We start from the raw sequence: 13,421 nt of genomic DNA, 5'->3' as shown, positions 1-13,421 counted from the left end.
CCTTCCCACTCCTCTCTCATTTAAATGCTTTCCAGAACATTTTTTTCGCAGGAAGCTCTTGTTTCTCCGCCGGTGCGTCAGGCTCTTTTACCAGAGCCTTACGTCTTAATGACGGTACCGGCAGCGGCTTTCTTTTCATTCGGGTATCTTTTTCTTCCCAAGCTTCCAGAATGACGTGGGCGTTCGTTCCGCCGTCAGCAAAGCAGTTGATGGCTGCTGACGGGGCTGCATCCCATTCGCCGGCTGTTTTATGAAAGTGAAAATCTGTCTTTGTTATATCAAAATGCGGCATCGGTTCGTCTCCTGAGAGAAACGGAACCGTTTGTTTATGCTTCAGCATTAATACGACTTTAATGAAGCTTGCGATGCCTTCTGCGCAAAGCGGATGCCCGATGTTCGGCTTGATTGACCCGATGCCGAGCGGAACATGCTGACCTGAGCGGTATACGGATTGAATCGCCTTCAGCTCAAGCAAATCAGTCACCGCGGAACCCGATCCGTTTGCTTCGATATAAGTGATGTCTTCCGGCTTTTTGCCGCTTTTGAAAAGCGCGCTTTGCATGACATCTTTTTGCGCCTGCATATTAGGAGCTGACGGGCCTGCCGTTCTGCCATCATTGTTCATGGCGGCAGCCTTAATGACCGCGTGTATCGTGTCGCCGTCTTTTTGCGCCTGACTTACTGTTTTTAACAGTACCATGCCGACACCTTCACCGAGGACAACTCCGCCTGAACGCTTGTCAAATACGTGAAATGCCGGTTTTTCGTTTAACAGTCCGCGCTCTTGGAACATCCGGTGCGCCGCATCCGTGTTCAGCAGGCTGACGCCGCCAACTACCGCCGCTTTGATATCGCCGCTTCTCAGTGCCTGAACGGCCATGTTCATTCCTGTCAAAGCCGATGAACAAGCCGTATCAAGCACGATGCTCGGCCCGCGCAGATCAAAAAATTGCGAAACGTTTGCCGCTAAATAATTCTGCCCGCCCGCAACGATCGGGTTGCGGGTATTCGCAAGACTTTCAGGATCAGGCTGATGCTGGCTGCGGCCTCCGATATACACACCGGCTTCTATGCCCTTGATTTCTTCACGGGTATAGCCGGCATGGCACCAAAGTTTCAAGCTTTCTTCCAACACCGCCAACGCCTGAGGGTCCATCGCTTTCGCGTCGTTTTCCGGAATGAAAAAGAATTCGGAATCAAAGTGATCCATATTGTCAATCAATCCCGCAACGTATTGATTTGCATATCCGAAACGTTCCGCCGGGACGGAGCCGATTGCGGACCTGCCGCTTCTCAGCAAGTCCCAATATTGGTCTAACGATTCCGCTCCCGGAAAACGGCAGCTCATTCCGACGACAGCAATGTCTTCAGTTACGGCATCACGCTTTTGTTCAGTGTGAACCGTTTGTACGGCAGCCGGAACCAACATTTCTGTATCAGGTTCCTCCCTTTCTGTAAGCAGCGGCTGCCCATTGGATACAAGCCATTCGGCAAACGCGTCGATTGTCGGATGTTCATATAAAACAGATGGGTCTAAGTCCTCTTTGAGCGCTTGATTCATTTGCTGTAAAAGCTGCGCTAAAATGATCGAATCAACCCCGTAATCCTGAAACGGTTCGTCTGTTTCCAGTTCTTCCGGAGCGATTTTCAGCTCATCGGAAAACAGTTTCACAAGCCACGCCTTCGTATCAAGAAGCAGGTCTCTGTCTGAATGTTTTTCCGCGGCTTTGCCGTTTATTACGGCTTTTTGTGTTTCCTCCTGACAGAGCAGCCTGTCAGGATGCCATTCGCTCCGATCAATGATAGCCGGCAGAACGGACGGGCGGATGTTTTCAGATAAAATGCGGTCCAGCAAGTCAAGTCCTTCCGCGTTGCACAGTCCCAGCAGTCCGGTCTGCTTCAGGCTTTCTGTGCGGACTTCACCTAATCCGGTTTCCTTCCAGTTCGGCCATTGAATGCTGACCAGCGGATATTGATGCTGATGAGCCGCCGCGAAATAATCCATGTACGCATTTGCCATCGCATAATCCGACTGTCCCGCCGCGAGCGCCGGAACGACTGCAGATACTGAAGAAAATAAGACAAAAAATTGCAAAGGATCATTTGTGAAAAGGCTGCTTAATGTTTGAAGCCCGGCGACTTTCGGTTCAAGCACTTCTTGTATGTCGTCGGGAGTCTTTCTAATAAACGCCGGATTTACTGAATTAACCGATCCCGCACAGTGAATGACGCCGCCTATCGGTCCCATCGTGCGCCGGATTGTTTCAATTTCCGCTGCCGCCGCATCATGATCAGACAATTTCAGACTGATCACCGCCACTTGCACTCCTTTTGCTTCGAGCTCTTCAATCGCCCGGATCTTCTCTTTCAGCCTCGTATTAACGGCTGACCGTTCATGACGGGGAGGAATCGGCTCCCTGCCTGTCAGCACTACTTTTTTCACCCCGTGTTTTTCTGTGAAATGGCGGGCGCATAAGAGACCCAGTCCCCTCGTGCCTCCGGTAATGAAAAGCACATGGTCTTCAGGAAACGGTGCGGGCTTATGTTCTGCTTGCTTCCCGCTTGGAATCTCCGTGAATAAAGCACGGTATCTCTGTCCGTTTCGGCGGCAGATTTCCGGTTCTGTGCTGTCCTCCGAAAATTCATCTGCAATCTGTTTGGCAAGCGTCTGCTGATCCGTATCTGTATCGGCATCCATGTGTCTGGACGTCACGTTTCGATACTCATTTTGAAGCATTCTGTACAGGCCGCTTTTTGCCGCTCCTGCAAGATGAATCGTTTTCTGCTGAAATGGCTCCAAGCCTTTTGTTACATATAGCAGCGTCAGCGGCCGCGCTTGCCGGCGGCTTGTATCAATCAGAGTCTGGAGCCTGCTGAGCCCTTCCAGTGAAGGGTCTTCGTCTCCGCATCCCGTCAGATCGATTGCGCCATCTATGTGATTCCAATCGCTAGCTGCAGTGTCAGCGGAATCGACCGGGAGAATGAACGAGTAAGCGAAATGCTTTGCAGTCTCTTCGGCTAGCTCCGCTGTCCTTGCATCAGCCAGAATCATGACCGTCTTGCCGCTTTTCTCACCGGCCGAATCGATCTCACACGGAACCCATTGCTTTTCTAAAAGCACAGCCTCGCGCCGGTCTTCTGTTTCCTGCGGTACGGCTTTCGGTTCAGGCAGCCAGTACGGCTCCTTCGCAAATGGGTAAGCCGGCAGACTGATTCTGCGGGGTTTTTCGCCTTGATAGAGTCTGTCCCAGTCCATCTGAAGCCCTTTGGCCCACAATTCCGCTATTTTGGCGTATTTTTTCTTATCGAACCATGACCTCACAAGCTGCTTCAGGTCATCGTCCGTTTCAAATGCTTTGATTTCTTTTTTAGCCGTTTTGATATGGGCTTCATATATCCCTTCACCCGTATTTCCGTTTACAAAATCGGTTAACCGGCTGATCAGTTCTTCTCTCGAACCGGCTGTAACCGCAAGACGGTAATCCATCGCATCTCGCCCGGTTTGAAGCGTGTACGCCATATCTGAAAGATTGATATTCTGATTGGCTTTTGCAAATTCGATCACAGACTCGGCATAGGTTTTTACCTGGGGCGCTTTTTTCGCCGACAGCACAAAAATGTTTGTCTCATCAGGCTTACGGCTTCCCCGGTCTTTCGGCTGATACTCTTCGATAACGAGATGAGCGTTTGTGCCGCTGTAGCCGAATGAGCTGACACAGGCCCGCCGCGGTGCTCCGCCTGTTTCCCAAGGTTTGAGTTCGGTATTGACAATTAAAGGCGAGTCATCGAAATCAAAATGTTCATTCGGCGTGCTGAAATGAAGGGTCGGCACAAGCTGCTGATGCTTCATCGACAGCAGAACCTTCTGGACGCTTGCTACACCTGCCGCTGCCGACGTATGCCCAATATTCGATTTAACCGAACCGATGGCGCAAAATTGTTTGCGGTCCGTTTTTTCCTTAAATACAGAAGACAGGGCTTCTAATTCAATCGGATCCCCCTGCTTTGTGCCGGTGCCGTGCATTTCCGCATAGGTGATGCTCTCAGGGTGGATGTTGTGCGCTTCATACACTTGGCGCTCTAAATCCATTTGGCTTTTCGCGCTTGGTGCGGTAATGCCGTTGGTTTTTCCGTCCTGGTTAATTCCAGATCCGATAATGACTCCGTAAATATGGTCTTGATCGGCTTCCGCATCTTTCAGCCTCTTCAAAACGAGCGCCCCCGCGCCTTCGCCGGGCACAAATCCGTTCGCACTGTTATCAAATGCTTTACATTGGCCGTCAGGAGACAGCATTCCGGCTTCACACATGCTGATGTATGATTCAGGCGTTAAATACAAGGTCACGCCGCCGACAAGCGCCATGTCAATTTCATGATTCAACAGCGCCTGACGCGCCAAATGAGTCCCGACAAGAGATGAAGAGCATGCCGTATCGATCGGAATGGCCGGACCTTTCAAATTGAGATAATAAGGCAGGCGGGCCGCCGCGATGCTGAAACTGTTGCCCGTCGCGCTTCCTCCTGTCTGATGTTTGTTTAACATCATGCCGTATTCATTGTTCATAATCCCCAAATAAACGCCGCAATTTTTCCCGTTTAATTCTTTTGAGCTGTAACCCGCATCTTCAAAGGCTTTAAAACCTTCCTGTAAAAATATCCGGTGCTGCGGGTCCATAAGTTCCGCTTCAGACGGAGAAATATTAAAGAACAGCGGATCAAATTCTTCAATGCCGTCAAGCATACCGATTGATCTGCAGTATACTTTGCCCTTCTTGTTTAAGGCCGGATCATAGTATTTGTTTACATCCCAGCGGGAAAGCGGGATGTCGCGAATGGCATTTTTCGCACGGGCTAAGTTGTCCCAATACGTCTTTAGGTCCGGCGCATCCGGGTACTTGCCCGACATGCCGACGATGGCTATCGCGTCCGCCATCTCGTCTTTAGGCTCCCGTTTGGCCTGCACCGGTTCAGGTTCCTTTTGAACCGTTAATCTCTCAGGCTCGGCAGGTGTTTTCTCCTGCAGGGCGTGTTGCTGCGTAAGCGGCTTTGGACGTACGGGAACCGCCTGTTTTTTTCTTCCGCGGACGGACGGCTGCGCACTCAGAAAATCGGCAAATTGGCGGATTGTCGGATAATCATACACTTTCGTTACGTTACAGTCCGTGCCGTACCGTTTATTGACGGCCTTTATCCATTCAAGACCGGTAATCGAATCCATACCCAAGTCAATAAAGGCCTCATCAATATCTACTTCATGACGCTCCATGTACAATACATCAGCCAGTGCTTTTGATAACTCGTCATGCACCGCTTCAATCGGTTCTTCCGGTTCGGCGGAAGCTGCCGTTTCAGACATCGCCTCCAGAATATCCGCTTCTGCTTGTGTCACATGCTGCTTATGAGCGTTTAAAGGCTGCAGCATGATGTTTGACGGTTTTTTCACGGCCTCTGTTTTCTGCGGTTCAGTTGCTTCCTCAAGGATCGGTTCTGTCCCGAGCTCTTTTTGCAAGAAAGCCGCAAACTGGCGGATTGTCGGATAATCATATACTTTCGTCACCGTAAGGGACGTGCCGTACGTTTTATTAACGGCCTTTATCCATTCAAGACCGGTAATTGAATCCATGCCGATATCAATAAATGTGTCGTCTGCGTCGATATCGTCGGCATCCATATATAAAACGTCTGCCAAACTTTCGGTCAATACGGCACTTACTTGTTCAGCGGAAACCGCCGGACGGGAAACAGACTGTACGGTTCTTTTCGGTTTCGCGCCGCTCAAAGGCTGCAATGAAATGTTTGACGGTTTTTCTTTGGCAGTCTCCTCGTGAAGAGTTGTTACTTCAATGACCGGTTCCGGGACGGCCGCCGGTGCGATCGGCGCAGACTGTGTGTCGGCCGGTTTTTTGACAGCTGCATCTGCTGATATGTCGATCCAATAACGGTCTTTTGCAAACGGGTAGGCCGGGAGACTGATTTTTTGCGGTCTGCCCATTTGATACAGCTTATCCCAATTCAGCGGAAGACCCTTCACCCAAAGCTCTAATACCTTTGCGGCTTTGCCTTTTTCAAGCCATGCCTCAATGGTTTTTTCCATGTCCTCATCAGCCGCAAACAGCGCCATCGTGTCTTTATTCTGTTTGACTTGTCCGCGGTAGAGCTGGTCAATTGACTCCTTGCCGCCCGTAAATTCGTCAAGCTTCTCTTCAAGCTCGCGCAAATTGCTGACAATCATTCCGAGACGCTCTTCCATCGGTTCACGGCCGATTTGAAGCGTATATGCGATCCGGCTCAGATCCGCTTCCCGGTAACGCCCGCTCCGCAGCGCATCAAGAAGACGTTCCGCCCGTTTTTGAAGCCGTTGCTCATTTTTCGCGGAAAGGACGATCATCGACGGATGAGGCGCGGCAAAAGCCGTCTCCTTATCCTCATCAGCGGAATATTCTTCGATGACGATATGAGCGTTGACGCCGCCGGCTCCGAATGAGGAAAGTCCCGCGGTTCTCGGCAATTCCTTATCATTTATGACCGGTCTTTTCCACTCTTCAAGCGTCTGCTGCACTTTAAACGGCGTACTCGGAAAATCAATATTCGGGTTAAGCGTCCGGGAATGCAGTGACGGCGCAAGCTTCTTGTATTTCATTTGCAGCAGCACCTTCGTCAGCCCCGCGATGCCCGCCGCGCTTTCACAGTGCCCGATATTGGATTTCGCTGAGCCGATAGAGCAAAACTGTTTATCTTGTGTTTGTTCTGAGAAGACTTTTGTCAGACCCGTGATTTCAATCGGATCGCCGAGTGAAGTCCCGGTGCCGTGGGCTTCGATGTAGCTGACCGCCCTCGGATCGGTTCCCGCGTCTTTTAACGCCTGTTTGATCACCGCGGCTTGGGCGTTCGGATTCGGTACGGAATACCCGTTTGTTTTTCCATCATGGTTCACGGCCGTTCCTTTGATCAGGCCGTAAATATGATCACCGTCCGCTTTTGCTTTAGAAAGCGGCTTAAGGAGTACGGCGCCCACTCCTTCACCGGGCACATAACCGTCTCCGCCTTCTCCGAAACTTTCACATCTGCCTTTGCTTGATAAAAATCTGTTCTGACCGAGCATCAAATATTTATTCGGATGAACGGATACATTGACGCCCCCGGCAAATGCTGCTTCGCATTCCCCGTTCCGCAAGCTTTGGCATGCCAGATGAATGGCTGTCAAAGAAGAAGAGCACATCGTATCCAGAGCCATGCTCGGACCGTTAAAACCGAATACATAGGAAGCCCTGTTCGCAATTGATGACGGATTTCCGGTCAGCGCAAGCGATTTTCCGCGCGCCTGTTCTTCGGCTCCGTAAAGCTGATATTCCTCATACATGACGCCGACGTAAACACCGACATTGGCGCCAAGCAAATCACCCGATTTTTCCGTGAGCTTTTTGCGCGTGTAACCGGCATCTTCCATCGTTTCGTAGACACATTGCAGGAATAACCGCTCCTGCGGGTCCATCAATTTTGCATCCCGGGGCGAAATAGAGAAGAATTGCGGATCAAATTTGTCCACGTCTTTCAAAAATCCTCCCCATTTTCCGTACGTCTTGCCTGCTTTATCTTTATCAGCGTCGTAATAAAGACTGTGATCCCAGCGATCGTTTGGAATTTCGGTTATGCAGTCAGTGCCTTCACTCAAATTCTTCCAAAATTCCTGAAGATTTTCGGCCTGCGGATATCGTCCTGATATACCGATAATCGCGATATCTTCACGCTCCGTCAGCTGCTGATTTTTCCGCGTGTCTGGACGGACTTGCGCAAAGCCTTTTTTGCCTTCATTCCGTTTGGAAACAGGCTTTACTTTCGCTTTCTCAGACAGCGCCGGTTTGGCTGCAGGAGTTTCTTCTGTTTTCATCCCGGTCACTTCCAGCAGCGTGTCCCGGTGTGCTTTCATAAAATACTGCGCCAGCGATTCGATATTCTGGTACTCGAAAAACAATGTTTTTGACAATGAGCCGAAGCTCTTTTCCAGCCGGCCCGTCAAATGCATAATCATAATCGAATCAATACCGTAATCTTCCATAGGCGCCTTGGCGTCAATTTTGCCGACAGGAAGTTTGGTCACTTCCGAAAGCACTTGTTTCAAGAAATGCTCCGTTTTTTCTGCAAGCATGTTCTCTCCGCCTGCTGTAAGACCTGCCGTTTCTTCCGTTTCGCTGACCTTATCCGGCTGATCATCCGCTGATTTTTTCAAAAACGCCCGGATTTTTGCGGCGTAGCCTTCCGTCACCATGACTTGGGATGTGTTTGCCGCCCACCCGCGGTACAAAGCATGAATGCCGTTTTCTGTTTGCATAGGGACCATGCCGCTTTCTTTTGTCAGCATGGCTTCCGTTTCAGCATCAACCGTCATGCCGCCGTCTTTCCAAAGCGGCCAGCAGATTGAAAGGGTGTGTCCATAGCGTTCATTTCGGGCTTTTTTACGGTTTCTTTTTTCACTGAAGGCGTTCATAAACGCATTGGCCATCGCATAATCAGCCTGGCCCGCGCTTCCGGCGCTTCCGGCTCCGGAAGAGAAAAGAATCAGAAAATCAAGCTCAATGTCCTTTGCCGCTTCATCAAGATGAACCAGTCCGGAGACTTTCGGCGCCAGTACATCACGGATTTCATCTTTGTGCTTTTTCAGAATATAGTTGTCTTTTATCGTTCCGGCGCTGTGTATGATACCGTTTAATCCGCCGTACTGCCGGCAGATGTCCGCTGTGAGCGATTGAACTTCTTGTTTTTCCGTCATGTCCGTTTGTTTGTACACGGCTTGCACGCCGAGATCGGACAGTTCTTGAAGCTGGGCTTTTTTACGGTTATCCAACAGAGAACGCCCCGTTAAAATAAGAACGGCGTCTTTTGCATGCCGGGCGATTTCTTTGGCGAACAAAAATCCGAGACCGCCTGCACCGCCTGTGATCAGATAAACACCTTTATCCTTCCACGGCTTTTCGGCGCCGAACTGTTCAAGCCCTGTTTCCTGCCATTGTGCCGTATAGCGCCTGCCGTTTTCATAGCGAATATGCTTATCATCAGGATGAGCGCTGCATTCTTTTACATATCGTGACAGCGTGTCTGCCTTGACGTCCGGCTCCAATTCAATCAGCTGGCCGGTCAGGTTCGGGTTTTCAAGCGCCGCTGTTTTCAAAAGCCCCGTTAAGCCGCAAAGGAGCTGCGTATCCGCTTCTTGAGGCACGACAATCTGAATGAGCTCGCGCCCGCCGGAATTTGAAGCGAGGATTTTCTTCACTTCTTCGAACGCCTGAAGCGCACAAGCTTCAAACCGTTCGTCTTCACTCTTATGCTGATCACGGAGCACATGACAGCTGAAGTCTGTCTGTATGCTGTTCATTTGATCCGTAAACCGGTCAGATATCATCACGTGATGGGCTTTGAAATGGATCGGCGCTTTTTCATGTACAGCGGCCTTCTCTTCCCATACGTGTTCAAAATATAGTGTATCTGTTTTATCCGTTTCAATTTCCCGTGCGGAATAACCAGTCATTTTCACACATACATTGCCTTGTTCGTCACATACATCAATATCCAGCTTCTGCACGGCATCTTCAGGCTTGCTTTCGCCGCTGTACGCAATGGATACCCACATATTGCTTTTACAGCTTTTCAACACATCAATCTGTTCGAGAGCAAACGGCAGCATCGGCCGTATGTCATTCCCGTCTCTGTCAAGCATTAACCCGATTGTCGCGTGGAAGGCTGCATCCAAAAGGCTCGGATGGAGGACAAACTGATCTTTTGTATGAGAAATAGATGACGGGAGTGAGAGCTTCGCGAGCACTTTGCTGTCTTTTGCATAGATTTCCGTGACCGCTTTGTGAGCATCCCCGTATTCAATCCCCATTTGTTTGTATGCCCGATAGCAAGCGTCAGGTGTGATCAGACGGCGTGACTCTCTTAATTTGTCAATCTCGATTTTGGCCGGTTCGCCCGCTCGGACAAACGCCGCGCTTCCTTGCGCATAGAGAACGGGCTCTAGTTCCGAGGAAGCCGATTCACTGTAAACCGTAAATCCCATCTCCCCATTTTCTTCGTCATAAAGACGGAGATACAGTTCTGCGGACTCATCCGCCGCTGTAAACGGACGTATCCATACGACATGTTTCAGACGGACTGTTCCTTCTTCCTTCGTTTCTGCCGCGTGTTCAACAGCCGCCCTAACCATTTCCAGATAAGCCGCGCCCGGTAACGTCCGCTCGTTTTTGACGACGTGATCTTTCAGGAAAAATTCTCCGCCGCTAAACGCAGAGCGGAAACGGACGCCTGACATGTTTGATACATTTTCATGCAGGAGCGGGTGCAGCATGCCTGCATTTTTTTGCGGCAGTGATTCTCTATTCTCCGCCTTCGGCACCCAATACCGTGTTTTTTCAAACGGATATGTCGGCAGGCTGACCCGATTCGGTTTGTTTTCACCGTATAAGAGATTCCAATCCATTGTTCCTCCGCCGGCCCACTTCTCAGCAATCATCTCCAGACTTCCGGAAGAAAGCCATTTATGTATCAAGTCCGGAGCAAGCTCTGCCTGTTTGCTTTTATCAGCTCGGTTCCGCCAGCACCCGCTGACCGTTTTACCTGCCAGAAAGCCTTCCAGCCGCTCTTTGAGCTGTGTCATATTCTGAGCGGTGAACGCAACCCGCTCCTCCATCTGTTCACGGCCGATCTGAAGTGTATACGCCGCATCCTCAAGCGGCAGGCCGGGATGAATAAATGCAGACAGCTTCGCAACGTACTCTTTTAGCCGTTCTTCATTCCGGGCCGAAACCGGGAAAATGAATGTCTGTTCTCCTGCCGGTTCATACGCTGTTCCGTGTGATTCTTCAGGGATAAATTCCTCCAGAATGAGATGCACGTTTGAACCTGTCGCCCCGAAAGAACTGATGCCTGCACGCCGGGGATATACGGTTTCGTTTCCGTTTTCCTTCACTGAAGGCTGCTGCCACTCTTCGGTATGATGCTGGACGTAAAACGGTGATTGTTCAAAATCTAAATACGGATTCAGCTCCTCGGAATGAAGAGACGGCACCAAAGTTTTATGGTGAAGCTGCAGGGCAACCTTGCTTAAGCCGCTGATGCCCGCCGCCGATTCCGCATGGCCGATATTGGACTTCACTGATCCGATCGAACAGAACTGTTTGTCCTGTGTGTACTGGCGGAACGCCTTGACAAGGCCTTGAACCTCAATCGGATCGCCGAGAGAAGTTCCCGTCCCGTGCGCCTCAATATAACTGACCGTGCGCGGATCGATGCCCGCTTTGTCCAGGCATTCTTCAATCAAATCGGCTTGAGCGACAGGGCTCGGCACGGAAATTCCGCTCACTGTCCCCACGTGATTGACGGCACTGCCCTTTATCACCGCATAAATCCGGTCTCCGTCTTTTACCGCCTCCCGCAGCGGTTTTAATAAAACGGCACCGATTCCTTCAGCCGGTACATAGCCGTCTCCGTCTTTCCCGAATGTATGACAAACTCCGTCTGTTGAAAACATGTCCCATAAACCGTATGTCAGATATTTATTCGGATGCAGCGACAAGTTGACCCCTCCGGCAACCGCCGATTCACATTCCCCGCGCCGAATGCTTTCCGCAGCAAGGTGAACCGCAGTCAGCGAAGATGAACAGACCGTATCGACCGCCATGCTCGGCCCGTGAAAATTGCAAAAATATGAAACTCTGTTTGCGATTTGCGCATAATTAAGAGAAAGCGGGAATACATGATCTTTGGAAGAAGCTTCAGCCCCGACCAACGTATAATCCTTATGCATCACCCCTGCGAAGACGCCGACGCGCTGTCTCTTATTCCGTCCGCGCGCCTCTGCGAGCGACTTCGGCGTATATCCGGCATCCTCAATCGTTTCCCAGCATGTTTGTAAAAACAGCCGTTCCTGAGGGTCCATTGTTTCAGCTTCCCGCGGCGTAATCCGGAAAAATTGGGGATCAAAGCAATCCGGATCATCAATAAATCCGCCCCATTTTGAAATGCTCTTCCCGGAAGGCGACTTTACATTTTCAAACCGGCGCCAGTCCCATCGAGACTCCGGGATTTCGGTAACACAGTTTTTTCCTTCTTTCAGGTTTTCCCAGAATTCATGAATATTTTCGGCCTGCGGGTAGCGGCCGGCCATGCCGATAATGGCGATATCTTCATCTTGCGGCACACTGCTTTTCCGCCTTTTTTCGGTTTGCGTCTCAACCGGCTTCTCCATTTTTGCCGGAGACGCGCTGAAATGGCTCCCGTACTGCTCAGTCAGGAAAGCCGCCAGCTCTGCTGCCGTTGTATATTCAAACAGCAAAGTCGGAGAAAGGGTTTCGCCGATTTTTTCGCTGATCGTTTCGACGACGTCAAGCAGTCCGGACGATGTCAGCCCCATTTCATAGTAGCCGACTTGAGAATCAATCTGTTCAAGCGGCTTGCCGATTTTTTCCGCCATCAGATTCATGACATACCGTTCTGCTTCCTCATGCGGGTGTCCGCCTTCAAGCGATGCCGCAACTTCCGGTAAACCGGCTTTTTCAGGAGACCTCTCAGCAGGCTTACGGTCTGTATTGATCAGCTCGGCATCCCGCACGAGCTTGCTTGTGAAATCTTTCAGCTCGGCTACTTTCCGGCCGGATGCGTTAAAAAACTCCAGTGTAATGTAAATAAGCTCCTTTTCCTGCCGAAGCGACGAACGTTTGATTCTCGTGATGCAGCCGGCCTGCAAAGGTTCAGAAGCTGTAAAAGATTCGTAGAAAAGAGGCAGAAACAGCCTCTTTTCCCCATTTAACAACGATGAGATCAATAGGTTTGCGCCGACGCCGCTTCCGTCAAGAAGAGTCGGATGGAACAAAAACCCTCCGGCCTGTCCCATCGCGTCTTTTCCGAGCGATACATCAAAGGTGACGCCATCCCGCTCCTCAAACACTTCTCCTTCTGCTTTCATATATCCGCTGTGAACCAATTCCTGGCTTCTGCATTGTGCATACAGCTCATTTAAATCGATGGTGCGTTCCGCCTCGCGTTTGACAGAGTCAAGATCAAGCGTGTCACTGAAAACTGCGGGTGCCGTCTCGTGCATTTCCGCTTTGACGTAAATGCGTTCTTCCGGCTGGACTCGTCCGCCGCTGACCTCAGCCCCTTTTGCGGTAAGTTTCCAGCGCCCTGCTTTTACCTTTGTACATTCAACCGTAAGCTTGACGGCGCTGTCTTCTTTCGCAATAAGCGGCTGATATATGGATAAATGGCGCAGCTGAAGCCCGTCGTATGAATAGCCGCGCTCTTTGAAAATCTGATAAAACATATCAATATAAGCCAATCCCGGAAGGACTTTTTGTCCGTAAACGTCATGATGTAAAATAAACGGATTTTTCAGCGATAAAGTGATTTGCTTATTGAAGTTCTTCACG

At 50.4% G+C, this 13,421-nt stretch carries 1 protein-coding gene; it reads right to left on the bottom strand.

Annotation, left to right across the window (positions count from 1 at the left end; all coding sequences use genetic code 11):
* Positions 1-16: 16 nt before the first annotated feature.
* The gene (locus SB847_RS04285) at positions 17-13,420 is read right to left on the bottom strand and encodes a type I polyketide synthase (protein WP_410562164.1); all 13,404 of its coding nucleotides are present in this window, start codon (positions 13,418-13,420) and stop codon (positions 17-19) included.
* Position 13,421 lies beyond the last annotated feature (1 nt).

Source organism: Bacillus sp. SIMBA_026, assembly GCF_046535335.1.
GTDB lineage: Bacteria > Bacillota > Bacilli > Bacillales > Bacillaceae > Bacillus > Bacillus velezensis.
This window is presented reverse-complemented; position numbering and strand designations above follow the sequence as displayed.